This is a genomic window from Streptomyces nanshensis, from assembly GCF_001751255.1.
Lineage (GTDB): Bacteria > Actinomycetota > Actinomycetes > Streptomycetales > Streptomycetaceae > Streptomyces > Streptomyces nanshensis_A.
In genome coordinates this window covers 1-25,231 of record NZ_LJGW01000111.1, presented here as the reverse complement: position 1 = coordinate 25,231, position 25,231 = coordinate 1, and the positions used below count along the sequence as shown (strand labels likewise).

23 protein-coding genes, 1 tRNA gene and 2 pseudogenes are annotated in these 25,231 nt (G+C 68.4%); 10 read left to right on the top strand and 16 right to left on the bottom strand.

What is annotated here, in order from left to right:
- Window positions 1-29 precede the first annotated feature (29 nt).
- The 8 genes from AN218_RS06235 to AN218_RS06205 form a co-directional block, all read right to left on the bottom strand.
- Window positions 30-1,760 (bottom strand): ABC transporter ATP-binding protein, encoded by a 1,731-nt coding sequence (locus tag AN218_RS06235; RefSeq protein WP_070015616.1) that lies wholly within the window; start codon window positions 1,758-1,760, stop codon window positions 30-32.
- A complete protein-coding gene (locus AN218_RS06230) occupies window positions 1,757-3,547 on the bottom strand; it encodes an ABC transporter ATP-binding protein (RefSeq protein ID WP_141747490.1) in 1,791 nt (596 codons plus the stop codon). Before AN218_RS06230 ends, AN218_RS06235 begins: the two co-directional genes overlap by 4 nt.
- Window positions 3,544-3,693, bottom strand: coding sequence for a hypothetical protein (locus AN218_RS36450; RefSeq protein WP_171908617.1), 150 nt, complete (start codon window positions 3,691-3,693; stop codon window positions 3,544-3,546). The genes AN218_RS06230 and AN218_RS36450 overlap by 4 nt, the downstream gene beginning before the upstream one ends.
- Before the next feature lie 150 nt (window positions 3,694-3,843).
- Window positions 3,844-5,028 (bottom strand): NAD(P)/FAD-dependent oxidoreductase, encoded by a 1,185-nt coding sequence (locus tag AN218_RS06225; RefSeq protein WP_070015615.1) that lies wholly within the window; start codon window positions 5,026-5,028, stop codon window positions 3,844-3,846.
- Window positions 5,029-5,087: 59 nt separating this feature from the next.
- Window positions 5,088-6,272 carry a MalY/PatB family protein gene (locus AN218_RS06220; RefSeq protein WP_070015613.1) on the bottom strand — a complete coding sequence of 395 codons (1,185 nt, stop codon included), beginning with the start codon at window positions 6,270-6,272 and terminating at the stop codon, window positions 5,088-5,090.
- The gene (locus AN218_RS06215; RefSeq protein WP_070015611.1) at window positions 6,272-7,042 is read right to left on the bottom strand and encodes an amino acid ABC transporter ATP-binding protein; all 771 of its coding nucleotides are present in this window, start codon (window positions 7,040-7,042) and stop codon (window positions 6,272-6,274) included. The genes AN218_RS06220 and AN218_RS06215 overlap by 1 nt, the downstream gene beginning before the upstream one ends.
- A complete protein-coding gene (locus AN218_RS06210; RefSeq protein ID WP_070015609.1) occupies window positions 7,035-7,973 on the bottom strand; it encodes an amino acid ABC transporter permease in 939 nt (312 codons plus the stop codon). The genes AN218_RS06215 and AN218_RS06210 overlap by 8 nt, the downstream gene beginning before the upstream one ends.
- Window positions 7,960-8,892, bottom strand: a complete 933-nt coding sequence (locus tag AN218_RS06205; RefSeq protein ID WP_141747489.1) for an ABC transporter substrate-binding protein — start codon at window positions 8,890-8,892, stop codon at window positions 7,960-7,962. The genes AN218_RS06210 and AN218_RS06205 overlap by 14 nt, the downstream gene beginning before the upstream one ends.
- Before the next feature lie 179 nt (window positions 8,893-9,071).
- Between AN218_RS06205 and AN218_RS06200 the strand changes: the two genes are divergently transcribed.
- Both AN218_RS06200 and AN218_RS37910 read left to right on the top strand, forming a co-directional pair.
- Window positions 9,072-9,944: a LysR family transcriptional regulator gene (locus AN218_RS06200; protein ID WP_244900315.1), complete on the top strand. Its 873-nt coding sequence runs from the start codon at window positions 9,072-9,074 to the stop codon at window positions 9,942-9,944.
- Between the two features lie 177 nt (window positions 9,945-10,121).
- Window positions 10,122-10,283, top strand: a pseudogene (locus AN218_RS37910) (IS5/IS1182 family transposase); the annotation flags it as partial.
- 238 nt (window positions 10,284-10,521) lie between these two features.
- Here AN218_RS37910 and AN218_RS06195 read toward each other — a convergent pair.
- Window positions 10,522-12,003 (bottom strand): MFS transporter, encoded by a 1,482-nt coding sequence (locus tag AN218_RS06195; protein WP_070015605.1) that lies wholly within the window; start codon window positions 12,001-12,003, stop codon window positions 10,522-10,524.
- Between the two features lie 266 nt (window positions 12,004-12,269).
- Here AN218_RS06195 and AN218_RS06190 point away from each other — a divergent pair.
- Window positions 12,270-12,524, top strand: a pseudogene (locus AN218_RS06190) (bifunctional D-altronate/D-mannonate dehydratase); the annotation flags it as partial.
- Between the two features lie 424 nt (window positions 12,525-12,948).
- Here the strand turns inward: AN218_RS06190 and AN218_RS37905 are convergent.
- A complete protein-coding gene (locus AN218_RS37905; protein WP_244900311.1) occupies window positions 12,949-13,425 on the bottom strand; it encodes a RipA family octameric membrane protein in 477 nt (158 codons plus the stop codon).
- A gap of 77 nt (window positions 13,426-13,502) precedes the next feature.
- On the bottom strand, window positions 13,503-13,829 hold the full coding sequence (locus tag AN218_RS37900; RefSeq protein WP_070015602.1) for a GNAT family N-acetyltransferase: 327 nt from the start codon (window positions 13,827-13,829) through the stop codon (window positions 13,503-13,505).
- A 127-nt stretch (window positions 13,830-13,956) separates the two neighbouring features.
- On the opposite strand from AN218_RS37900, the gene AN218_RS06175 reads away from it, so the two are divergent.
- Together AN218_RS06175 and AN218_RS36445 are read left to right on the top strand one after the other, a co-directional pair.
- Window positions 13,957-14,544, top strand: a complete 588-nt coding sequence (locus tag AN218_RS06175; protein WP_079131866.1) for a GMC family oxidoreductase N-terminal domain-containing protein — start codon at window positions 13,957-13,959, stop codon at window positions 14,542-14,544.
- A gap of 63 nt (window positions 14,545-14,607) precedes the next feature.
- Window positions 14,608-14,748, top strand: a complete 141-nt coding sequence (locus AN218_RS36445; protein ID WP_171908615.1) for a hypothetical protein — start codon at window positions 14,608-14,610, stop codon at window positions 14,746-14,748.
- A gap of 84 nt (window positions 14,749-14,832) precedes the next feature.
- Here AN218_RS36445 and AN218_RS06170 read toward each other — a convergent pair whose 3' ends face one another.
- Window positions 14,833-15,510, bottom strand: a complete 678-nt coding sequence (locus AN218_RS06170) for a response regulator (RefSeq protein WP_070015600.1) — start codon at window positions 15,508-15,510, stop codon at window positions 14,833-14,835.
- Window positions 15,511-16,704 (bottom strand): sensor histidine kinase, encoded by a 1,194-nt coding sequence (locus AN218_RS06165; RefSeq protein ID WP_070015599.1) that lies wholly within the window; start codon window positions 16,702-16,704, stop codon window positions 15,511-15,513.
- Window positions 16,705-16,895: 191 nt separating this feature from the next.
- Here AN218_RS06165 and AN218_RS06160 point away from each other — a divergent pair, with 191 nt between their 5' ends.
- Window positions 16,896-18,368 (top strand): alpha/beta hydrolase, encoded by a 1,473-nt coding sequence (locus AN218_RS06160; protein ID WP_070015598.1) that lies wholly within the window; start codon window positions 16,896-16,898, stop codon window positions 18,366-18,368.
- A gap of 221 nt (window positions 18,369-18,589) precedes the next feature.
- Here the strand turns inward: AN218_RS06160 and AN218_RS06155 are convergent.
- A tRNA-Pro gene (locus AN218_RS06155) sits at window positions 18,590-18,663 on the bottom strand.
- Window positions 18,664-18,860: 197 nt separating this feature from the next.
- On the opposite strand from AN218_RS06155, the gene AN218_RS06150 reads away from it, so the two are divergent.
- The 3 genes from AN218_RS06150 (at window position 18,861) to AN218_RS06140 (ending at window position 21,653) form a co-directional block, all read left to right on the top strand.
- The gene (locus AN218_RS06150) at window positions 18,861-20,234 is read left to right on the top strand and encodes an NAD(P)/FAD-dependent oxidoreductase (RefSeq protein WP_079131865.1); all 1,374 of its coding nucleotides are present in this window, start codon (window positions 18,861-18,863) and stop codon (window positions 20,232-20,234) included.
- A 136-nt stretch (window positions 20,235-20,370) separates the two neighbouring features.
- Window positions 20,371-20,604 carry a hypothetical protein gene (locus AN218_RS06145; protein WP_070015597.1) on the top strand — a complete coding sequence of 78 codons (234 nt, stop codon included), beginning with the start codon at window positions 20,371-20,373 and terminating at the stop codon, window positions 20,602-20,604.
- Window positions 20,583-21,653 carry a glycosyltransferase family 2 protein gene (locus AN218_RS06140; protein ID WP_070015596.1) on the top strand — a complete coding sequence of 357 codons (1,071 nt, stop codon included), beginning with the start codon at window positions 20,583-20,585 and terminating at the stop codon, window positions 21,651-21,653. The genes AN218_RS06145 and AN218_RS06140 overlap by 22 nt, the downstream gene beginning before the upstream one ends.
- 45 nt (window positions 21,654-21,698) lie before the next feature.
- Here AN218_RS06140 and AN218_RS06135 read toward each other — a convergent pair whose 3' ends face one another.
- Entirely contained in the window at window positions 21,699-23,015 is a 1,317-nt protein-coding gene (locus AN218_RS06135; RefSeq protein WP_070015595.1) for a 4-hydroxybenzoate 3-monooxygenase, read from the bottom strand.
- A gap of 165 nt (window positions 23,016-23,180) precedes the next feature.
- On the opposite strand from AN218_RS06135, the gene AN218_RS06130 reads away from it, so the two are divergent.
- Entirely contained in the window at window positions 23,181-24,212 is a 1,032-nt protein-coding gene (locus tag AN218_RS06130; protein WP_070015754.1) for an NAD-dependent epimerase/dehydratase family protein, read from the top strand.
- A 127-nt stretch (window positions 24,213-24,339) separates the two neighbouring features.
- On the opposite strand, the gene AN218_RS06125 is transcribed toward AN218_RS06130, so the two are convergent.
- Window positions 24,340-25,231, bottom strand: an 892-nt coding sequence (locus AN218_RS06125) for a sensor histidine kinase (protein WP_107421371.1), incomplete at its 5' end; no start/stop codon positions are given.

Sequence of the window (25,231 nt, the reverse complement as noted above, 5' to 3'; positions counted from 1 at the left end):
GAGAGGGCAGCAGCACTGGGTGACCCGTCTCAGTCGTGCACGAGACGCCATCCGGCTGCCTGCTGACGCTGGGACCAGAACTCGGCGTAGCGGCCGCCTCGTTCGAGCAGTTCGGTGTGGGTACCGGTGTCCTCCACCGCGCCCCGGTCGAGCACGACGATCCGGTCCGCGGCCACCACGGTGTTGATCCGGTGCGCGATGACGATGACAGTGCGCTGATGTGCCAGGTGCCGGATCGCCTCGTGCACGGCCGCCTCGTTCTCGGGGTCCAAAGCAGCCGTCGCTTCGTCCAGGAGCAGGACGGGTGCGTTCTTCAGCAGGGCCCTGGCGACGGACAGACGTTGACGTTCCCCGCCGGAGAGCGCCGTCCCGCCTTCGCCGACCTGCGTCTCCCAGCCGTCCGGGAGCCGTTCGGCGATCTCGTCCACGCGCGCCGTACGGGCCGCCTCCATCACGTCCTCGTCGGAGGCGTCGCGGCGCCCGATCCGTATGTTGTCCAGGATGCTGCCCTCGAAGAGGTAGACGTCCTGGAAGACCATGGCCACGTTGCGCATGACCTCGCCGGTGCCGAGGTTCCGTACGTCCTCGCCGCCGATGAGCACCGCGCCGTCGTCCGCGTCGTAGAAGCGCGAGATGAGGCGCAGCACGGTGGACTTCCCCGAACCGGACGGACCGACGATGGCCGTCACTCCTCCGGCAGGTGCGCGGAAACTGACGCCGCGCAGCACAGGAGCGTCCTCGTCGTAGCCGAAAGAGACGTCGTCCAGGACCACTTCGGAGTTCTTCGCCCGGCGGGGAACGGAGGGTTCGGGCATGACGGGGGAGTCGAGCACCGCGTTGATCCGCTTCAGGGATTCGGTGGCGAGCCTCGCCGCGGACCCCAAGTCGGCGGCGGCGACGAGCGGTTCGACGAACCGGACCGTGAGTACCAGCAGAGCGATCGCCAACGAAGCGGACAGACCGCCCTCCAGCGTCAGGTAGATCGCGAGGAATATCGCCACGACGATCACCCCCTGCAGCGCGGCCAGATAGAGCGAGAAACCGGTGGCTCCGCGGAGGAGCAGCCTGCGTCCCATCGCCGACTCATGTGTGAGTGAGGCGTCGAGGAGCTCGTTGCCGTCGATGTGCCTGCCGAAGGCCCGCAGCACCGGCTGCATCCGCGCGTATTCCAGTACGCGGGCGTTGGCGTCGGCCGCCGAAGCGTCCCATGCCACATCAGCACGCGTGATCATGGCGTTGCTGATGCGCTGGGCTCCGAGTGCCACCGGCGCCGACAGCAACAGGGCGAGCCCGATGCGCCACTCGATGACGAGCATGAAGAGCATGACCGTCAGCGGAGAGACGACAGCGGTGACCACGGGACGCAGGAGATGTGCCGGAGCCCCCGCGATGTTCACCGCTCCCTTGGTGACGAGCCGGCTGATCGACCCCGTCCGCTCGGTGTTGAACCAGCCCAGGGGGAGGAGCGACAGATGATCGCCGAGCTTGGCGTAGATGGAACTCAGCGCGTTCGTGCCGACGCGGTAGCCGACATGAGTCGTCCATGCCAGAGCCGCTCCGTACAAGGCGGCGACGAGAGCAAGGGCTCCGATCCACCACCACATCCGGACGTGATCGCCCTTGAGCATGGTCGACAGCACGGGCGCCAGCAGCACGAACGTCACGCCTTCCAGCACCCCGACCAGGACCAGGCCGGCGAGCAAGCCCCGGAACCGGCGGCGTGCGCCCTGCTCGAACAAGGCCGTCAGAAGCTTGATCATCGGCTGGTCTCCTCACCGGTGGCCGCCAGGAAGCTCTCGCTGCCTGTCCGCCCGTTCTCGTACGCGTTCCACAACCGGCTGTACCGGCCGCCCGCGGAGAGAAGCTGCTCGTGGGTGCCCAACTCGACGACGCGGCCGCTGTCCATGACGGCGATCTGGTCGACACCCTTGATCGTGTGCAGTCGGTGCGCGATGACCAACAGCGTCCGCCCTGCGACGAGTTGGGAGAGAGCCTCCTGGACGGCGGCCTCGGATTCGGGGTCGGCGAAGGCGGTGGCCTCGTCGAGGACGAGTACGGGCGCATCGGCAAGCAGCGCGCGGGCGATGGAGATGCGCTGGGCCTCCCCGCCCGAGAAGACCGTGTCGTCCCCGACGACCGAGTCATAGCCCCGCGGGGTGTCCAGGACGCGCTGATGGATCTGGGCGGCTCGTGCGGCCGCGCGGACCGCTTCGTCCCCGGCGTCCGGCCTCCCCAGGCGGATGTTGTCGCGCACCGTGGTGCGCAGCAGCGCGACGTCCTGGAAGACGAAACCCACGTGCTCGTAGAGATGACGCGTGGGCAGTCGCCGGATGTCCAGGCCGCCGAGCCGCACGGCACCGGCGTCGACGTCGTCGAACCGCGGGAGGAGCCTGGCGAGGGTCGACTTCCCGGAACCCGACGGACCGACGAGCGCCGTGACGCTGCCGGGACGGAGTTCGAGGCTCACCCCGCGCACGGCCTTCGTGGCCTCGTTGTAGGAGAACTCGGCCTGCTCGTAGGCGACATGGCCGGCACCATGGCCGGTCGTGGGAGAGACGGCCTCTTCGGACGCAGGCTCCGGAAGGGCCTTCACGGACAGCACTTCACCGATGCGTTCGGCGGCCTGCCTCCCCTCACGCACCTGCTGCGTGCCGTACATGAAGCGCACCATGGACCCGGTGATCCCCAACGCCAACAGCGCGAACGGCAATACATCGAGAGCGGCCATCCTTCCGGTTCCGACCAGCAGACCGGCGCCGGCAAGCACGGTGGCGAGAATCGCGGAAGGCGAGATGGCGACCTCGAAGATCACACTCGCGCGTGCCGTCTGGCGCATCCACCCGTAGAAGAAGGCGCTGAACTGTTCGCCCGCTTCGCGGAAGGCACGGTGCGCCCGGCCGGTCTCACCGAAAGCCTTGACGACCGTGATGCCGTCGACGAGTTCCACCGAGGCGGCACCAAGACGGGCCAAAGAGGCGTCGTACTCGGCGTACTTGGCCATGGCTCCGCGCATCGCGAGGCTGAACGAGACGAGGCCGATCACTACGGGGATCAGCATGATCAGCGTCAGCCGCCAGTCGACGACGAAGAGGTAGAGGAGAGAGACAACCGGGACAACGGTTGCAGCGGTGACGTCCAGGGTGGCGTGAGCGACCAGATGATGCAGCGCGGAGACGTCGTCCTGAACCACCTTGCGGACCGTGCCGGAACTGCGACGGCCGAACCACCCCAGCGGCACCCGTCCCAGATGATCGACAAGACGCCGCCGAACGTGCAGCGACAGGGCGGAGTCGGCGAGATGCGAGACAAGACCCGCCGCCATGAACAAGACCAGCATGGCGAAAATGGCTCCGACTGCCACCCAGCCGATGGTCCAGTACGAGGCCGTCTCGTCCGGAGTCACCTCGGCGACGATGGACGGTGCGAACTCCCGGGCCAACTCGGCGATCGCCAGGGCGGGGACGAGCTGGACCAACGACGCCAGCGCCATGAGCCCGACCGCCAGTGTGAGACGTCCCTGCACGGGCCGTATGAGCGAGCTGATCACATCGCACCTCGTCGCCCGCCGGGATGTGTGGATGCCGCCGGTGCAAGCACCAGCCCGACCGGTCTCCTGAGCAGCTCCGACCAGGCGTGGAAGTCGTGCACGCCGGCGTCGAGCACGTCTCCGAGGCTGTCTTCGGTATCGGTCATGAAAGCCTCTTCCTTCCAGAAGACCTGAAGGATATGACAATCATTTCCAATAGCCAAGTGCCTCTGGTCAGCACTGCTTGGACGCGCGGTTCCTCGGGATGCCGTGCACGGCACCGCCGCGTGTGCCGGATCGGGGACGCGACCGGCGACCTACTGCGCCGCGGGGAAGTGCAGCGTGGCGAACTTGGGGAAGTCCGCGACGGTCTTGCCCACGAGCCGATCGGGGGCGTAGTCGCGGAGTAGCGGCGAGCGCGTGCCCTCCAGCAGTTCGGTGCTGATGAGCCTCCCCAGCAGCGGGGCCAGGGTGATGCCGCTGTGAGTCGCCACGAGGTACACCCGCGCGGCATCGGTGACGAAGCCGACCGCAGGCAGTCCGTCAGCAGGGCGCGCACGCTGGCCGACCGTGATCTGCTCGATCCGCGCGCTGGAGGTGTTGTCGAAAAGGCGGTTCAGCCGCGCCAGCATCTCCTTGCCGATCAGCGCAGTTGAATCGGCCTGGTACGCGGGGTCCGCACGGTGGTCCAGATCCGGAGTCTGCAGCAGCAGACGGCCGCCTCCGTCGGGCCGGACGTTCATCTCCGGCGTGATCAGGTTCGAGCTCAACTGCACGTACTGAGGGTCGGTGTAGCCGAGGAACCCGCAGGCGAACTTGTTGGGCAGGTCCGGATCGATCATGGCGAACTGCTTGCCGAGGGTCTTCATCATCGACTCGCTCCACCGGCCGACGGCGCTGACCACGAAGTCGCCGCGCCAAGTCTGTCCGTTGCTCAGTTGCAGCGTGACGCCGCTACCGTCTTCGAGGACGTCCAGGACATCGACAGGTGCACGCAGCTCGGTGCCATTGCTCCTGGCCTCTGACCACAACCGGGCGAGGAGGACGCTGGGGGCGATGTATCCCTCGCTCGGGAAGTGCACGATCTCGGAGGAGCGGGGGTGAATGCGCAGTTCCGGGATCCGTGTCCTGAGCTCGTCGGCCGTGGCCTTCCGAACGGGATATCCGGCATCGGTCAGGCGCTGAACACGCTTCTGCAGCCGCTCCGCCACCTCCGGCTTCGTCGTCCATTCGTAGGTGCCGGTCTGCATGTACCACTGCGCCTCGGAGGACGACGAGCGCTGCAACTCCTCGTGCTCTCGCATGCCAGCCAAGTTCAAGTCATGGTAGGACTCAGGAGACTTGCCGTTCGAGTTGACCCAGGCGAACGTGCCCGAGCTGGTGCCGGAGCCGATTCGGTCACGCTCGAAGATCGTCACCTGCGCGCCCGACAACGACAAGGACCGGGCGACAGACAGTCCGATGACACCCGCACCGATGACGGCGATCGACGGTCGGTTCACAGTGAGCTCGCTCTCTATGTGTGCGCATGCGGGACGTATGTGTCCAGGCATGAGGGTGGTCAGGAGGAGATGAGGGATGTGCCCATCGCGGTGAGTGTCTGCTCCAGGATGTGGGCCGGCGTGGCGAAGTTGAGACGTACGAAGCCCTCTCCGGCGACCCCGCAGAGCTTGCCGTCGGCGACCGAGACTCGCGCCTTCTCCAGGAAGTGAGCGGCCGCACTCGGGGCCAAGCCGAGCTCACGGCAGTCGAGCCAGGCGAGGTACGTACCGTCGGGTGCATCCCAGCGCACGCCAGGGAGCTGATCGCCGATCTGATCGCTGAGCAGCCGGCGATTGCCTTCGAGGTAGCGCAGGACCTCCGCCAGCCAGGGCGCCCCTTCCTGATACGCGGTGATCGTCGCGACAGCGCCCAGGTTCGAAGCTCCGCGCGAGGCGCTGTGACGGACTTCCTCCCAGACGGCCTGGTCCCCGCTGCCGAGGATCAACTGCGCACACTTGAGCCCAGGAATGTTCCATGCCTTGGAGGCCGAGGTGGCCGTGATCGTGTGCCGGTCGGTGAGTTCACAGAGCGGGGCGTAGCACTGGTGCCGGGCGCCCGGGTAGATGAGAGGCGCGTGAATCTCGTCGGCGAAGACGCGCGCTCCATGGCGGTCCACGATGTCCGCGAGCGAGCGGAGTTCTGATCCGGTGTACACCTTCCCGATCGGGTTGTGCGGGTTGCACAGCACGACCAGGCGGGCGCCCGCCTGGAGCGCGGCGGCGATCTTCTCCAAGTCCAGCTTCCACGTGCCGTGTTCCTCCCGGAGGGCCACTTGGATCACGGGGCGGTGTATCCGGGACGGGACGGTCAGGAAGGGCATGTAGGCGGGGGTGAGAACCACTACCGGCGATCCTGGCGGGGTGAACCACTCGATGGTGGTTTCCAGCCCCACGATGACGTCTCCCACGGCATGAACCCGCCCCGGGTCGACGTCCCAGCCGTACGAGGTCTGCTGGTACTGGGCAGTTGCCTGGTTGAGCCGCTCTGCCAGAGCCGGGGGGAAGTAGCCGAAGTCACCTCGCCGGCCGGCCCTCACCAGCGCTTCGGTGATGGGTTCGGCCAGGCCGAAGTCCATCTCCGCGACCGAAGCACCGAGTGCGCCGGGGACACGACGCCACTTTGCACTGCCACGGCGTGCGAGTTCCTCCGGAGTGAGCGAGGCCAGCCAGTCCCGGTCCAACAGGTCCGTCGTCCGCGGGGCCATCAGTGGCTCACGCTCGCGAAGAAGCTCCGCGCCCGCTCGGTGGTGGGGTTGAGGAGGATGCGGTCGGGCGGTCCCGACTCGATGATTCTGCCGTCTTCCATCATGACGACCTCGTCCGCGATATCGCGGGCGAAGGCAAGTTCGTGGGTCACGATCAGCATCGTGAAACCCTCCATGGCCAATTCCTTGATGACGGCGAGTACTTCGGCGACGAGTTCGGCGTCGAGTGCACTCGTGGGTTCGTCGAACAGCAGGACGCTCGGTTTCATCGCCAGCGCCCTCGCGATGGCGACCCGCTGCTGCTGACCGCCCGAGAGCTCGGCGGGATAGTGGTCGACCCGGTCGGCGAGTCCTACTCGGCTCAGCAGTTCGTGGGCCTGACGCCGTGCGTCGGCGCGGCCGACCTGCAGGACCTCGACCGGTCCCAGCGCGACGTTCTCCGCCGCGGTCATCTGTGGAATGAGGTTGAAGCTCTGGAAGACCATGCCGAAGTTGACCGCCTGACGACGTGCCACCTTCTTCGGGACGGGACGGCGATGATCGCCGCTGCGGGTGAAGCCGAGCATCTCGCCACGGAGATAGACGGCTCCGCCGTCCAGCCTCTCGAGCAGATTGACCGTGCGCAGCAACGTGCTCTTGCCCGACCCCGACGGACCGACGAGACAGGTCACGGTCCCGGCCTGCAACGTGAGGCTCACGCCGTCGAGGGCGACGAAATCCCCGAAGTGCTTCTCCACCTTGTGGAGTCGCAGGAGTGGTTGGTCAGTCATGCCGTCCCTCCTGTTCCGCGGTGGCCACGGGCACCGTGTTCTTGACGACCCGGCGGTCGAAGCCACGTCCGAACCGCTTCTCCAGGCGCGACTGGCCGAGCATCGCCAGACTGGTAAGGACGAGGTACCAGATCACCGCGACCGTGAGCATCGGAATGGTCTTGAAATTCTGTGAGTACACGAGCTGAACGGTCGTCAGCAGTTCCACGTACCCGATCACCGAGACAAGTGAGGTGTTCTTGAACATCGTCACGACTTCATTGGCCAGCGACGGTGTGATCACGCGGATGATCTGCGGTCCAACCACCTTGGTGTACGTCCGCCACGCGGAGAGCCCGAGTGAGTGGCAGGTCTCGAACTGGCCCTGATGAACGGAGAGCACACCACCGCGGAAGATCTCAGCCGAGTAGGCCCCGAGATATGCGGAGAGTCCGATGACGGCCGCCGAGAACTGCGAGATGACGTGATTCGTCGGCACTTCGAAGAACGGATCCGCGAACGGCAGGCCCAGGCTGAGGGTCGGCATCAGCGCGGCGAGGAAGTAGACGAACAGAATGAGTACGAGTCCGGGTGTAGCGCGGATGATCCACACATACACGGCGGCCATCCCGCGGAGCACGGCAAAGCGCGACAGCCGGAATGCAGCGACGACCAGACCGAGCACCAATCCGACGGCCGTGGATACCACGGTGATGAGGACGGTGTTCAGCAGACCGGACACAACTCGCCGGCTGAAGAGCCAAGAACCTATCGTCGGCCAGTCCCAGTGCGGGTTGAGGACGACGAATCGGAATGTCAGCACGAGTACGACAGCGCCCAGCGCGTAACTCAGCCAGTGCGCAAGCCGCTTGGGATCGCGGATCGGCATGCTGTGCAGTTCGAGTTCCTCGCCTGTGACGGGGCCGGACCGGAGGGTCTCAGGCGTGGTCATCGGCAGGCCCCTTGTTCAGCGACATGTCCGTCAGCGCATAGTCCGTCAGCTCATAATCCTTCAGGAGCTTCTGGTAGATGCCGTTCTCCACACACTTGCGCAGGGCTGCCCGCAGGGCGTCCCGCAGAGCGGTGTCCTGCTTGTTGACTCCGACGCCGTAGGGACCGGAGATCTCCCGGTACAACTCCTTGTACTGACGGGGATTCTTCTCCGCGTTGTAGGAGATCGACGGCGCGTCACCCCACGCCGTATCGATCTGCCCGCTCTGCACCGCGAGAATGGCTGCGTTGATGTCCTGGAACGCGGTTCCTGTCACCGGCTTGGCGCCCGACTCGGCACATCCCTTGGCGGCCTTCGCGACAAGGTCTTTCTGCACGTTTCCCCGCACGTAGCCGACGGAGAGTCCACAGAGCTTCTTGGGGGTGATCTTCTCCTGCGGGAGGGAAGCGCCGCCGAGGATGGCGGTTCCGGTCTGCAGGTAGTCGATGAAGTCGGTCTTCTCCCGGCGGTCGGCCAGGTCGTTGATGGAGAGGACGACGTCGAACCGGCGGGCCTCGAGGCCGGGTATCAGGGCGTCGAACGAGGTCTGCTTCATCACGACGTCGACGCCCATCAATTTCCCGGCAGCCGTGACGAGTTCCGGTGTGAAGCCGGTGATGTCCCCGGCGTCGTCGACGAACTTGATCGGCGGCGACGACGGGTTGACCGCGGCGGTGAACGAGCCCTGTTTCCGGATGTGTCCCGGCACCATGCCCGCGATCTTCGGGTCCCGATCCACCTTCTCGACAAGATCGTTGGATTTCTTGCCGACTCCTCCCTCGGCGCCGTCATCAGGATTCGCGCATCCTGCCAGCGCACTCAGGCACACCACGGCGAGCGTGAGCCCCGTTATCGATCCCTTGCACAGCGGTGTTCTCACAACGTGCCTCCTGCCTGGCCGGTCGTACTCGTTCCAACTCCTGTCTTCCGCTCGGGTCGAGCGGTGGTTCGCCTGCGCGGGGTCATCAAAGCTTCGGCGAGCGCCGAGTATTTCGGTAGACCGAATTCTTCTAGGTCTGGCGTTAGCCTTGCGCTATGCCTTCATCCTCGTTGGAGATCATGGACCTGGAAGTGTTCTCGGCGATCGCACGGCTCGGCAGCTTCAACGCCGCGGCCGCGGAGCTGCGCCTCGCCGCACCGTCCGTCAGCAACCGGATAGCCGGGCTGGAACGCCGACTTGGGACGACCCTGTTCGTCCGCGGGGCGCGCGGGAGCACACTCACCCCTGCCGGACAACGACTGATGGGGTATGCGCGGCGGTGCCTCGACCTTCTGGACGAGGCCGTTCACAGCCTGGACACGGGGACGCCCGAGCGGCTCGTTCTGGCCGCCCCGAACAGCTTTGCCGCGACGGTCTTCCCGCTCGCCTTCGGTGCGCTGAGCGGGCTGGACATCGCTGCCCACGGACGTGTGGCCCACAGCAGGGAAGTAGTGGAGCAGGTACGCGACGGCAGCGCACATGGCGGCTTCCTGCTCACGCAGGTGGCGACCGGATCGCTGAGGTCAGAGCGGCTGGGGACCTCGCCGATGGTCGCGGTGTGCAGATCGGGGCATCAGCTGTGCGACGCACCTCAACTCACCCCGGACGACCTGGTCGGCACAACCCTTGTCATCTACCGCTGGGACGCCGAAGGCGAGCCGCTGGCGGCGATCTTCGACCATCCGGAACGACGTCGCGACACCCCCGTGCACACGACGGGATCGCCCGAAGCCGCCATCACACACACCATCGACTCCGATCACGTCGCGGTCGTTCCCCGATTCGCCACCAGAAACTTCCAACGGTCCGGACGCATCCATCTGCTGCCGGTGCAGCTTCCTCGATGGAGCGTGGAACTCCGGTTCGTTTACCTGGCCGCAAACTCTGATAATCCGGGCATCGCAGCTCTGCTCGACTCGCTCCCCTGGCTACGGAGCGAGTTGTGTGGCTGATCGGTACCGGTGCATGCCAGCGACGTTCTCTTGCGTTCCCATTTCCTTAAGGCATCTGTGGCCGGCACCAGTGAGCTGAACGCGAGTACGAACCCTCCGATGTTTGGCGGGTAAGGGTTACGAGCCGGTTGTCAGTCGTTTTCTCGGTGCTGTGGACATTCGCAGCACATCGCGGACTCGCGCTGGCCGGGCCGTCACAGTTGGACTGTAAAGCGCACGGTGGCATGGCTGTCCGGATGCCGCCGCCTGCACTGCCGTTGCGAAAGCAGAGTCGAGCACTTTCTGGCTTGCGCAGGGATCGACGCCGCTCTGATCTGCTGCCGCAGACTCAATACCTGAGAGTCATCACGATCACACGGTGGAGCCTGACGAGCAGGGGCGAATGGAATCTGAACATCCGTCAGTGGCGGAAGGTGCAAATCTACGTGACGGTGACCGTGGGTCAATGTTCGCGTTGTGGCAGGAGCGGCGAGTTGGTCCCCGAATGCGGCGGTTGTTGGCGTCCTCTTGGAACGGCCTTGCCCGCGGTAGAGGCGAGCCGCCCGCGGGCTACCGGCGGCACGGCAGTCTGCGGTTCCTAGCAGTTCGCGTCCTTTTCGTTGCCTCCCTCGCTCCGGGTGAGTCCGGCGAAGAGCGGCGGGGAATCCCATCCGGGCTGTTCGCCGCTCATCCATCCCTGCACCGACGGCTTCGGCGGGTGGCGTACCCCGCCGACCACATACAGGGCAGCGCCGAGCACCGCGCCCGCTACGCCGAGCCCGAAGCAGATCCACAGGGCGTCCCTCGTGCCCGAGACGAGGTTGCTCTCGGCCGTGGTGGCGATATACATCAGGATCGGGCCGATCATGAACGCCGCCACCGCCCGCATCAACTCCACGATCCCGAACACCCGCTGCACCTGATTGGAGCGCAGCGAGAAGCCGGCGATGAACAGCGCCGGGACCACGGAGGAGCCGACGCCGACGCCGACCAGGCCCGAGCCCACAGCGATCAGAGGGGCCGTCGGCGGCTCGGCGGCGTTCATCACCGCGATGCCGACACTCAGGAACGTCAGTCCCCCGAGGACGTAGAAGTGCAGCAGGCGGGTACGGAAGACACGACCGAAGGCGACCGCGGCGATCACGGCCCCGCCGACCTCGGGAAGGTAGAGCAGTCCCAGGCGCAGAGGCGACATGCGCTCCGCCAGCACCGTCGAGGTCAGTAGCGTCGCAGACACCGACGCCGCCGCCGCGCACATGGCGGCGACGATGCCGGCGACGGGGAACGTACTGAAGAGGCTGCGCACACACAGCAGCGGATGCTTGGCCGTGTACTCGTGGATGAAGAGGATGACGATCAGAAGGAGCCCGCCGATCAACGGCGCCCATGCCCTGACTTCGGAGAAGCTGTGAGTGAGCAGTTGCGAGGCGCCGAAGAATCCCGCCACACAGCCGACACTGGCCAGCCCGAGTGCGACGAAGTCGATACTCGTGCCCTTGCTGGCCGGCGGGGTGTACTCGAAGGTCAGAACGGACAACACGAGCGCCGCCGTGGCGATTCCGGCGACCACCCAGAACAGCGGCCGCCATCCGTTGGAGTTGGCTTGGATGCCGGCGAACACCGGGCCGAGGGCGACGGCGCCGAAGATGCACATGTTCAAGATCACGACAGTCTCGCGCAGCCGAGCCTGCGGATATCCAGTGATCAGCGGCGGTACGGCTGCGATCAACAGCAGACTGGTGCACAGGCCCTGCACGATGTGCCCGACGACGAATATCCCAGCGTTCACCGCCGACGCGGTGAGTACCGAGCCGATCACGAGCAGGGAGCCGTAGATGATCAGCATCCGCCGTTGCGGGAGGTGCTGGGCGAACTGCACCGCCAGGATCGTTCCGACCGCGTAGCCGGCGTTGGCCAAGCCTGTCGTCACGTTGAGCGTCCGAAGGCTCATGTCCAGGTCGTCGGCGATGATCGGCGTGATCGGTCCCAGTGCCGCGGAGAGAGCCAGATAGGGCACCAAGGCGAAAACAACCATCGCCGACACCACGGGGTAGCGGCCAGCCAACGGCCCCTTGAACATAGGTCGGCTTCTCCCTCGTCAGCAGAATTTTGAGCGCCTATTCACGATTGTGAATCCATATCACCAGTCGCCCGTCAGGCGCGGCTGCTGAAGTCACCCGATCGAGGCCAGTCAGTGAATACCCACTGGTGCCCACTGGACCCTTCCATCATCGATACCGAACCCTGGGCGGTATCGGCGGTCACTCCAAACTTCAATCCTGTGGCAACAGCGATTTATCCTCCGACCTTCGCGGTGCGCCCTCAACGAATCACCCGCCGGTGGGGGACACCCGGGCGTATCTGCGGCATGTGCCGGGCGTCTTCGAGGCCGTACGCGAGGAGTTCGAGCCGGAGCTGCCGCTGCTGCACGACGGGCATCACCGGATGATGCTGATCCAGGCGGCGCTGCGCCTCATCCGGCAGCACACCACCACGCCGCTGGCGATCGGCGAGGTCTTCAACTCGGTGCACGACTACACGACGCTGCTCAGTGAGCGGCTGATCGACTACGTACGCTCCGCCGTCACCCACACCGGCGGCGACTACTTTCGGCGCGATTGCAGCCTCACCGATCTGCGCTCATCGACCGACACCGCACTGTTCCTGGAGCCCGTGGGCTATCGGAACCGGCGTAGCAGCCGCTCGCGAGGGCGACCTTGACCGGGCGTCAGTCCACGGGGAGTGTGCCCTGCAAGGTGAACGTCAGCCTGAACCATTCCTCATCGTGACGAGTCGTGGGCCGACCGCAGAGACGCGGAACCGCTGTGCCGACCAGCGGCGCCGGGAATACCTTGCGCATCTGCGGGACCCGGGGAGGGCCAAGCCTGGGTTCCTGCTTGAGTAACGCGCATGCCCTGGACCGGTGCCGCTCGTGACGGCGACCTGTGCCTCAATACCGCGCCGCTCGCGGCGAGCGAAGTCGCCTCGCTTTTCGCGTCGACGGGCGAGCCGATGAGCCCAGGGGTCAAAATGTATAAATCAGAGCACCGAGCATTCCTGCCCAGCCTATCGCGACCAGAATCGGCAGCAGCACCATGATGAGTCCGGTGGGTGATTTCCTCAAGTGACGGTCACCGGGATTGGAGGAATGCCAGGTCACAATTGGCTGACCGCCGTGCCAGGCCATGTACTCCTCGATCTCGACTAACGCGGATTTGCGGGCGAGTAAATACTTGGTCCCGAAGTGCAGCATCTGGGAGAATCCCACGGATACACAGAGTCCGATGAACGAGATGATGAGCGCCAGAGACACCCCCAGGTTGCCTCCTGCGCCCTCCTTCCCGACCGAGAACGCAGCGGCAGCCGTGAGACTGACCGTGATGTAGAAGAAGTTGTTCAGCTTCTGCCAGTTGGTACTGTCCTCATGCTTGTATAAGTCCACCGAAACGGAATACTGGGTCTGCAGCATCGATTCGCGTGGCTTGCGCCATATCCACACCACACGTGGCATGCCATCCGGAGGTGTGAGGCGAGTCAGTTCCTGGAATCCCAGCTTTGCGGTGAAAACCGGCGGACGCCTCATTGGGCGGGTGGGTGGTTTACTACTGCAGCGATCACGGGACTTTCCGTCCACTTCTCCAGCAAGTGATAGTAGAGCATGGACCCTATGCCGCTACGTGCAGCATTTCGAGCCACACAGACTTGTTTGATCACAAGGAAATCGCCGAGGGTGGTCTTGATCCGCCGGTTCAGCCACTCGTCCCGTTGAACCTGATCCGAGGTGTAGGCCAGCAGAAATCCGAGCACATCCTTGCCCTTGATAGCCACGTAGAAGTGTTCGGCGGTGTCCAGGCGGGCACGGTAGTCCGCCTCCTCGTACGCGGACACCAGGAAGCCGCTCTCCACCGCTGCGGACTCATGTGCTCCGTCCTACTCGTTCAGGCTCCGTGACTTCGCGAGCTGGGCGATCTGCTGCAGGTACTCGGGCGTCGCCCGCACGACTTCGACCTGCTCGTCCTGTGGCTCCATCCCCATGCTCGACCCACTCCCCCCACTCGTGCCGTCGCGAACTGAGCGGCCCAACCTATCGATACCGCAACTACCCAACTACTACTCCGAGTTGGTTGTGGATTGGATAAACCTGGCAGAGGCAGGTCCCCTGGCGGCGCACACAGAACTGGCTCCCATGGCCCGCGCACCGGACGCAGGTATCGAGCGAGGCCGCCGAGAAACGCAGGTGCGGTATGCCGTCCCGGCTTCTCCGATCTTCGATCCCACCGCCGCGTGGCACTGTCCGACCCGCCCGTCCGGGCCCGCCCGGCAGACCGAGTACTGGGTGCGAGGCAAGACCCTCGGTGGGCCGAGTGCGGTCAACGGCATGGTGCCCAGCCGCGGCAGCCGTGCCGACTACGACGCGCTGGCCGGTCTCGGCGACCCGGAAAGGGGCTGGAACGACATGCTCCCGGTCTTCACGGCGATCGAGGACCACCGGCTCGGCGCCTCCGAACTGCGCGGTGCGCGCGGTCCGTTGTACGTGTCGGCCGCCGGGGGCGGTGATCCCCTGCTGGACCGTGATCGCCGGTACCGGGCTCGGCTGGCGTTGGGTTCCAGGTGCGGTTGAGCCACCGCCACCGAGCGAGGACCGGGTCATCGGGTTCTCACCGGGCTCCGTGACAGTGGCGCGGTGCTGGAGATGCTGCCTTCGGCGAGGGTGAAGACCTGTTCGTCACTCTTGCGTCTCCTGACCGCCGCGGCAGCCGCCGCGCCCGTCCTCGCCGGCTGCGCCACGTACGAAGAGGAGCGGGAGGAGTGCGTCAAGGTCTGATCGCGTACAGGGACTGCCCGTCGACGCCGCAGACCTGCGGCCCGAGGAGCGCCGGGTCGTCGGCAAGAAGGACCTCCCGGCCGCTCACCGCTCCGCGTCGTGCACCAGCAGGGCGATCTGTACCCGGTTGCGGACGGCCAGCTTGGCGAAGAGGCTGCTGGTGTGCGCCTTGACGGTGGCGACGCTGATGTCGAGGCGCTCCGCGATCTCCGGGTTGTCCAGTCCGTCCGCCACGGCCCGTGCCGTCTCGCGTTCGCGCTCGGTGAGGACGGACAGCTTCGTACGGGCGGCCTCGCGGGAGAGGTCGCGGGTGTGCGGGGAGTCCGGAGCGGTGGCCGCGGCGATCACCCGGGCCGTGGCCGCCGGGGAGAGCGCGGGCCGTCCGTCCGCGACGGTGCGCACCGCGTGGCAGATCTGAGGCGGCGGGGTGTCCTTGAGGACGAATCCGAGCGCCCCGGCGCGCAGTGCGCCGAGCACCAGGTCGTCGGAGTCGAACGTGGTCAGCATGAGCACCCGGGGCGGCGACGGCCGGGCGAGGAGTTCGCGGGTCACGGCGAGACCGTCACGGCCGGGCATCCGCACGTCCATCAGTACGACGTCCGGCCGGTGTTGATCGACCGCTGTGATCGCGGCGTCCCCGTCGGCGGCCTCGGCCACGACGGTCAGATCCTCCTCGCCGTCGATGACCAACCGCAGCGCCATCCGTACGAGTTGCTCGTCGTCGACGACGAGGACGCGTACCGGTTCCGTCCTGCTCTCCACTCAGGTTCTCTTCTCGGCGTCGCGCGGCCAGGGCAGTTGGGCGGCGAGGCGGTAGCCGTCGCCGGGCGTGGGGTGATGGGTGAGTTCCCCGCCGGCCAGGGTGACGCGCTCACCGAGGCCGAGCAGGCCGAACCCGGAGGCCGGTGGTCTCGTAGGGGCCGCGGTGGCGGCGGAGTTGACGACGCTGACGTCCAGGGTGCGGCCCGCCTCGCCGTTGAGCGTGACGCGTACGCGGGCGCCCGGTGCGTGCTTGGCGGCGTTGGTCAGCCCTTCCTGGACGATGCGGTAGCAGGTCCGTCCGGCGGTCTCGGACGGGGTGCCGGTCACGGTGGTGCTGAGGGTGACGTCCAGCCCGGACGCGCGGGCGTCGGCGGCCAGTTCGGGAATCCCGTCGAGGGAGGGCTGCGGTGCCTCCGGGCGGTCCGGGGCGGCGCGCAGCACGCCGAGGACGTCGCGCAGTTCCTCCAGCGCCTGGTGGGAGCCGTCGGCGACGCCGCGGACCAGCATGCGGCTCTCCTCGGCGGCGAGGTCGGGGCGGTGGTCCAGCACCGATGCCTGCATGGCGACCAGGGAGATCCGGTGGGCGAGCACGTCGTGCATCTCGCGGGCGATCCGGTTGCGTTCGGTGGCACGGGCCTGTGCCGCGCGGGCGGCCTGTTCCCGCTCGGCGCTCAGCGCCCGCTCGCGCAGGGAGCGCACCTCGACGCGGCGCGCGCCGATGGCCGCGCCCGCGGCGACGGCGATGCCCGCGGTCAGTGCCGGGATCGCGAGCCGGATCCACCAGGAGTCCGGCGAACTGGAGGTGTCGTAGATCCCGGGCGCGGCCCAGGATGCGACGACGTACGCCAGCGCGACGGCCCCGGTCTCCACCGGACGGCGCCGCGTGGCGAGCGAGACCAGGGCGAGCAGCGCGGCGCCGGTGGCGAGCGCCGAGACGGTGGAGGCGACGGCGACCGTCATGGCGACGGTCAGCGGGAACCGCCGCCTCCACCACAGCAGCGTCAGGCAGGTGAGCGCCACCAGCGGATCGGCGACGAAGAACCAGATGCCGGTCTCCGTCCCGTGCCCCCGGTGGAGCACCACTCCGACGGCGAGCCAGATCGGTAGGCCCACGGCAGCGGCTGCCGCCAGCCGCCAGATCTGCTGCCATGCCTGCCGCCAACTGGCCAGGCGCGGCGCGAGCTCACTCTTCACCCGGTCATTGTCCCGCGCGTCCGGGGGCCTCGCCTCGGCCCGGAGGCCGAGGCACCCCCGACCAGGGTCGAACCCGGCCCCGCCCGTGGTCGGCCAGGGCTCCGGCCGCCGGGACGACGCGCGGGCCGGCGCGCACGGGAGACGGTCGTCCCATCGACCGGCGCCCCGTGCGCCGCTGAGGAGGACATCGGATGCGTAAGAGGACCCTGTCGCTCGCCCTTGCCGTGACGGCGGTCGCGGCGACGGCGCTCACCGGGGCGTCGGCCGGCACGGCGGGGACGGCGGCCACGCCCGACCCGCTGCACTGGGGCCCGTGCACGAAGAAGGCCGGGGCCGCGCCCCGTCTGCAGTGCGCCACGCTCAAGGTGCCGCTGGACTACCGCGAACCGGACGGCCGCACGATCAAGATCGCCGTCTCCCGGCTGGCGAGCAAGAAGCCGTCGCAGCGCCGCGGCGTGCTGCTGACCAACCCGGGCGGCCCCGGCGTCCCGGGTCTCGGGTACCCCGCCGTACTCGCGTCCTCCGGGCTGCCGCAGGACGTGCTCGACTCCTACGACCTCATCGGCTTCGACCCCCGCGGGGCGGGCCGGAGCGCACCGGTGACCTGTGACCTGACGGAACGGCAGCAGCAGCGCGGCAACTTCCCGCCCTACGCGCACACCGGCGCCGACGTCACGCGGGAGGCGGCGTACGCACGGACCGTCGCCCGCCAGTGCGCCGGTTCCCGGAGCGCGTGGATGCTGCCGCACACCACGACCGCGAACACCGCGCGCGACATGGACCGGATACGGGCGGCCCTGGGCGAGTCCCGGATCTCCTACCTCGGCGCCTCGTACGGGACCCAACTCGGCGCCGTGTACGCCACGTTGTTCCCCCGACGCGGCGACCGGATCGTGCTGGACAGCAGCCTGGGCCCCGGCGGCTACGACGTCACCGCCTTCCGGATGCTCGCCCGCGGAATGGAGGAACGCTTCCCGGACTTCGCCGAGTTCGCGGCACGCCACCCCGGGTACGGGCTCGGCACCACCCCGGGGCAGGTGAAGGCCACGTACGACCGGCTCGTCGAGAAGCTGGACGCCGAACCGGTGCACGGCGTCGACGGCACGGCGTTCCGCGGAATCACCTTCGAACACCTCTACAGCGACGCCGGCTTGCCCACGCTGGCCAAGGGCTGGCAGGCACTCGGCCGGGGCGAGCCGATGCCGTCCGAGCCGCCGGCGGGCGACGTCGAGAACTCCCTCGCCGACCGCCACTACGTGCTCTGTGCCGACTCCCGCTGGCCGCGGAAAATACGGGACTACCAACGGGCCGCCGCGGTGGACCGGTTCAGGTACCCGATGCTGGGCGGGACCACCGGGAGCATCACCCCGTGCGCGTACTGGCCGCGGAAGGGGATCGAGCCGCCGGTGCGGATCGGCGACCGGGGCCCGTCCACCATGCTCATGGTGCAGAACGAGCGCGACCCGGGCACGCCGCTCGCCGGGGCGCGGAAGCTGCGCCGGGCGCTCGGCGAGCGGGTCCGGATGGTGACGGCCGACCAAGGGGGCCACGGCGTCTACCCGTTCAACGCCAACACCTGCGCCAACGACGCCACGACCAAGTTCCTGACCACCGGGAAGCGCCCGGCCCGTGACGTCTCCTGCCCGGCCGGGACGGACAAGTGACATCAGCCGGGCCATGATCGCCGGAGCGGCACGGACGGTGCCGCCCCGGCGCGGCACCCGCAGCCACCGCGCCGGGCACCGAACACACATGGGGCGGGCGTCCGTTGCGTCGGGGTCTGCACAGGGGAGGAGCTCGCGGCGCGCGGGTACGGAGCGGCAGCGACGAAAAGAAGCCCGCTGGCCTGGAGAATCACTCTCCGCCAGCGGGCTTCACCATGTTGTCGGGACGGCGGGATTTGAACCCACGACCCCTTGACCCCCAGTCAAGTGCGCTACCAAACTGCGCCACGTCCCGGTGCCCGATCCGGCCCGGGACTGGTGTTCCCGCGCCGCTCGCGCACGAAGAACAATACATGACGTACGAGGGTGCCCGCGCACCCCTTCCGGGGCAGGTACGGGGCCGGTACGAGCCCGGTGGCCTGGGTTTGGGCACCGGAGCCGCGGGAACTGCGGGCAGGGTCCGCGAAGGTCCCGAGGTCTGGAGCTCTTCTCGTGAGCCGGTCCCGCATAGTCATCGTCGGAGCTGGATTCGCCGGATACAAGGCAGCGAGGACACTGTCACGCACACTCCGCGGAGAGGCGGAGATCGTGCTAGTGAACCCGAACGACTACTTCCTCTACCTGCCGCTGCTCCCCGAAGTCTCCGCTGGCGTCCTCGAACCCCGCCGGGTGACCGTCTCCCTGCCGGGCACGCTGCGCGGCGTACGGCTCGTGCTCGGCGAGGTGGACGGAGTCGATCTCGGGGAACGCAAGATCACGTACGTGGATCCCGAGGGCGAGGCGGGGGAGCTGAGCTACGACCGGCTGGTGCTGACCGTGGGCAGCGTCAACAAGCTGCTGCCCATCCCCGGCGTCGCCGAGCACGCGCACGGTTTCCGCGGCATACCCGAGGCGCTGTATCTGCGTGATCACATCACCCGGCAGATCGAGATGGCCGCGTCGAGCGAGGACCCGGTCGAGAGCGACGCGCGCTGCACGTTCGTCGTCGTCGGCGCGGGCTACACCGGTACCGAAGTCGCCGCGCACGGAAAGCTGTTCACCGATGCGCTCGCCAAGCAGCACCGGCGGGCCGGCAACGGTCTGCGCGGCGACCGTCTGCCGCGCTGGATGCTCCTGGACATCGCACCGCGTGTGCTGCCCGAACTGGACGAGCGCCTGTCCAGGACCGCGCACCGGGTGCTGGCCAAGCGCGGCGTCGAGGTGCGTACGGGCATGTCCGTGAAGGAGGCGACACAGGACGGAGTCCTCCTGGACGACGGGGAGTTCATCGACACCCAGTCGCTGATCTGGTGCGTCGGCGTACGGCCCGATCCGCTGGTGCAGGAGACCGGACTGCGGTCGGAGAAGGGCCGGTTGTGCGTCGACGAGTATCTGCGCGTCCCCGGCCACCCCGAGGTGTACTCGTGCGGGGACGCGGCCGCGGTGCCCGATCTGACGCATCCCGGCCAGTACACGCCGATGACCGGGCAGCACGCGGTACGGCAGGGCAAGACGCTGGCGCGCAACGTGGCGGCGTCGTACGGGTACGGACAGGCACAGCCGTACAAGCACAGTGACCTGGGGTTCACCGTGGATCTCGGCGGGGTGCAGGCCGCCGCGAATCCGCTGCACGTGCCGTTGTCCGGGCCGCTGGCGAACGCCGTGATGCGTGCCTACCACCTGGCGGCGCTGCCCGGGAACCGCGTACGGGTCGCGGCGGACTGGCTGCTGGACGCCGTACTTCCGCGCCAGGGCGTGCAGTTGGGGCTGGTCAGGTCGTGGTCGGTGCCGCTGGAGTCGTCGTCGCCCGAGCTGGCGCACTCGCCGGCGGGCGCGGTCTCCTCGCAGCGCTCCGACGACTCGGACGGCTCGGACCGTGACCACTGACGAGTGAGCGTTTTCTCCACAACTGCCGCTGCATCCACAGAGCGTAGCGCTCGGATACCGAGAGTGACGGTGGCGGGCTAGCTTGTCTTCGTGTCCGGCGAGAGGCGCCGGAGCCGAATGCGAAGAGGAGGAGCCCATGCACGGGGGGCTGCCGTTCATCGGTGTCAGCGTGCTGGTGTACGGGATCGTGGGGGCGGTCGTCATAGCGCGCGAGGCTGCGCGGCGGTGCCTCGGGCTGCGGCCCGCGGGACGGCGGCGACTCGTACGGCCCGTCGTGGCGGGCGCGGGCGGCACCGGCGCAGCACGGACCGCCGCCGCTGCCGTCGTGAGCGGGCAGGGGGTGGGGACATGGCGTCCGACGTCACGGTGATCATCCCCGCGCATGACGAGGAGGCGGGGCTTCCGGCCACGCTGGAGTCCGTGCTCGGGCAGTCGGTGCCGCCGCGGCAGGTGATCGTCGTCGACGACGCCTCGCGCGACCGCACCGGCGAAGTGGCCCGCGGCTACGGGGTGACCGTGCTGCGTCCGCCGCGGAATCTGGGCAGCAAGGCACGTGCGCAGAACTACGCGCTGCCGCACTGCTCGACCGAGCTGGTGCTCGCGGTCGACGCCGACACGGTGCTGGCGCCCGACTACATCGAGCAGATCCTGCCCGCGTTCGACGACCCCGGCGTGGCCGTCGCGGCGGGCAATGTGCAGACGCGTTTCGCGCGGACGGTCTGGGAGCGCGGACGTTCCGTGGAGTATCTCTTCGGCTTCCACTGGCACCGGCCGATCCAGCAGCGCGCCGGCAGCCCCATGGTGTGCTCCGGCTGCTGCTCGGTCTTCCGCAGACGACTCCTGGTCGACTTCGGCGGCTTCCCGGAGCGCACGATCGTCGAGGACATGGACTTCACCTGGTCACAGCAGATCGCCGGGCGCCGGGCACGGTACGTCGGCGACGCCGTCGCCTGGGCCGCCGACCCGGAGACGCTGCTCTACCTGCGCAAGCAGGTGTGGCGGTGGATGGCCGGGTTCTGCCAGAACGTACGCCTGCACACGGGGCAGTTGCTGCGGCGCAAACCCATGCTCGCGGTGTGGGTGCTGCTGGCGATACTGGAGATCCTCACCGCGCCTCTGTGGTGGAGCGCGCCCTTCGTCCTCACGCTCGGCCTCGGGCGTCCGGTGCTGTCCACCGTCCTGTGGTGGCTGGGCGCGGAGCTGATCTTCACGCTGCCTCCGCTGGTGTACGCGGCCCGCAGACGCCGATTGCCCCTGGGACGCGTGCTGTTGAACATCCCCTGCGTCTATCCGGCGAAGATCGTCAATCTGCTCTACGCCTGGAAGGCGGTCGTCGTCGAGCTGGTGCTCGTGCCGCTGCGGCTCTCCCGCGGCCTGACCGTCTACGAGAAGGGAAGGGGGCCGGCGGTGGCCGTCTGAGGCGGAGGCTCCAGCGGCCCGTGCCAGAGCCGGGAGCCTGGGGGCTCAGTCCAGGAGGGCCAACCCCGCGTAGTTCTCGGCGAGTTCGGTCGCCGCCGTGCGGGAGGTGGCGATGCGGTCGAGCTGCGCGAGCTGAAGCCGGGTGTCGAAGGGCGACTGGTCGGGGGAGGTGTGCAGCGTCGTGGTCATGAAGTAGGAGAAGTGCTCGGCCCGCCACACCCGCCGGAGCCGGTCCGCGCCGTAGCTGTCGAGAGCCGCGGTGTCTCCGGTGCCGTGGTACCGGGCGAACGCGCGGGCCAGGACGGCGACGTCGGCGACGGCGAGGTTGAGGCCCTTGGCTCCGGTGGGCGGCACGATGTGCGCCGCGTCGCCGGCGAGGAACAGACGCCCGTGACGCATGGGTTCGGTGACGCTGCTGCGCATGGGCAGCACCGCCTTGGACGTGACGGGCCCCCGGTTGACCCGCCAGCCGGGGGCGTCGCGGAGGGCGAAGCGGGCGTCGAGTTCGTCCCAGATCCGTTCGTCGGGCCACTCGGCTGGGTCGGTTCCGTTCGGCACCTGGAGGTAGAGGCGGCTGACCGAGGGCGACCGCATGCTGTGCAGGGCGAAGCCGCGCGGTGAGTGCGCGTAGATCAACTCGTCGCAGGAGGGAGGTGCTTCGGCGAGGATGCCGAGCCAGGAGTAGGGATATTCGCGCTCGTAGGTGCGGACGACGGACGCGGGGAGAGCGCTGCGGGAGACGCCGTGGAAGCCGTCGCATCCCACGACGAAGTCGCACCGCAGTGTCCGCTCACGCCCCTCGTGGGTGTAGTGGAGCACCGGCCGCTCCGACTCGGGATCGAGCGGTTCCGGCCCGTGGCCGTGCCCATGCAAGTGCCCGTGTCCGTGCGCCGGTTCCGATTCCGGGGCGGGGCCGAGGCCCGAGACGGAGTGCACCTCCGCGCCGAAGAGCAGCGGTGCGCCGTCGGAGAGTTCGGAGAGCTGAAGGGAGATGAGGTCTTTGACGATTTCGGTCTGGGCGTAGATCGTCACGCGGCGGCCGTCCGTCAGACCGGGGAAGTCGATGTGCTGCGAGCGGCCGTCGAAGCGCAGCTCGATGCCGTCGTGCACGAGGCCCTCGCGGTCCATGCGGGCACCGGCGCCGCAGCCGCGGAGCACGTCCACCGTGGTCTGCTCCAGCATTCCTGCCCGTTGCCGCTGCTCCACGTACGAGCGGTCACGGCACTCCAGCACCACGCTGGGGATGCCGGAGCGGTGCAGGAGGCGGGAGAGCAGCAGCCCGGCAGGGCCGCCGCCGATGATGCCGACGGTGGTCTCCTCCGGGACGCCTCCGGCGGGCGGTCCGGCGGTTCCCCCGGTCACCGCCGGACTCCGTGAGACGCGGGGCAAGGCAGGGACGTCGGCGCAGCGTTGGGGCACATGCGGTGATCGTCTCAACGGTGCCGTCGGCTGGCCAGACCTTACGGAACGCTGACATACGTCCTGGTTGGGCGTGAGGGAGGACTTCACGGCCGTAATGTGGCGGTCATGCGCGTACTGGTGACAGGCGGCTCGGGATTCATCGGGTCTCACATCGTGACCGGACTGGAGGCGGCGGGACACGAGCCCGTAGTCTTCGACACGGCAGCCGGAGACGGGGGAATCCGCGGCGATGTACGGGACCCGGTGGCGGTACGGGGGGCGCTCAGGGGGACCGACGCCGTCTGTCACCAGGCCGCGATGGTGGGGCTGGGCAAGGGGTTCGCCGACGCGTCCTCGTACGTCGGCAACAACGACCTCGGCACCGCGACGCTGCTGGAGGAGATGGCCGAGGCCGGAGTACACCGGCTGGCCCTGGCCGGCTCGATGGTGGTGTACGGCGAGGGGCGGTATAGCTGTCCTGTCCACGGGGAGGTACGGCCCGGTCCACGGTCCGTTCCGGACCTGGACGGCTTCCGCTTCGAGCCGCCCTGCCCCCGGTGCGGCGCCGCGCTGGCACCCGAACTCGTCGGCGAGGACGCCCCGGTCGACCCCCGGAACGTCTACGCCACGACGAAGCTCGCCCAGGAGCATCTGGCCGCCGCGTGGGCACGTGCCACCGGTGGGCGGGCCGTCAGCCTCCGCTACCACAACGTCTACGGCGACGGCATGCCACGGGACACCCCGTACGCGGGCGTGGCCTCGTTCTTCCGTTCCGCGCTGGAGCGGGGCGAGGCGCCCCGTGTGTACGAAGACGGGGCACAGCGGCGGGACTTCGTCCACGTCGACGATGTGGCGGCCGCCAACGTCACCGTGCTGGAGGCGCTCGACGGGCTGCCCGTCGGCGGGCTCCGCGCGTACAACACCGGAAGCGGCGAGCCGCACACCGTGGGGGAGATGGCCGGTGCGCTGGCCGAGGCGTTCGGCGGGCCCGAGCCGGTCGTGACGGGGGAGTACCGCCTCGGGGACGTACGGCACATCACGGCGTCCTCCGAGCGGTTGCGCCGTGAGCTGGGGTGGAGCGCGAAGGTGCCGTTCGCGGAGGGGATGGCCCGCTTCGCGAAGGACGAACTCGCTCCCGTCCGCGCCCCCGTCATCTGAACGACGGGCTCCTGTGCGGAAGTTCTCGCCCTGCGGGGCTTCTGACAAGCGCTCCCGGGCGGTGCGTCTGGTGCCTGCTCGCTGGGCATAGGTCCCGAACCTGGCTCGCCCAGTTCCGTCCCGTCGCTCAGTGGGCAGCCGGGAGTGTGACCTCGAATCGGCAGCCGCCCGGGACGTTCCGTACGGCGGCCCGTCCCTGGTGGGCCTCGACGATGCCGCGCACGATGGCGAGCCCAAGTCCTGCGCCGCCAGGCGGCGTACGGGCATCGGTGCCGCGCCAGCCGGTGTCGAAGACCCGCGGGAGGTCCTGCGCCGGGATGCCGCCGCAGCCGTCGGTGACCGAGAGCACCACCGCGTCCTCGCGCCGCGTCGCGGCCACCGCGACCGTGCCGTCGGCGGGTGTGCGGTGGATGGCGTTGACCAGGAGGTTGGCCAGGACGCGTGACATCTCCTTGCCGTCGACCTCCACCGGCACCTGTTCCACGCCCTCGTCGGCGAGGCGCACGCCCCGCTCGCCCGCGAGGGCGTCCGCGCCGGCGATGGCGTCGCTGACGAGGTCGTACGCGGAGACGCGCGTGGGGGAGAGGGCGAGGGAACCGGCCTGGATACGGGAGAGTTCGAAGAGATCGCCGACCATTCCGGAGAGCCGTTCGACCTCGCCGCGTATCTGCCGGTGGTAGCGGGCCGGGTCCTCGGCGATGCCGTCCTCCAGCGCCTCGGCCATCGCGCGCAGCCCCGCGAGGGGTGAGCGCAGATCGTGCGAGATCCAGGCCACCAGTTCGCGGCGGGAGGCTTCCAGGGCCCGTTCCCGTTCGCGGGAGGCGGCGAGGTGCTCGCTCGTACGGGCCAACTGGCGGGAGAGCGAGGCGAGTTCGGCCGGCATCGGGGTCGTGGGCTCTATGAAGCCGCCGCCACCGGCGGCCGACAGCCCGCCGCCCGGAGGTTCCGCGTCGGCGGCGGACCCGTTCCCCGCCCGGCCGTTGGCGCCTGCCGGTGCCGCGTCCCCGGGGCCGTGCCCT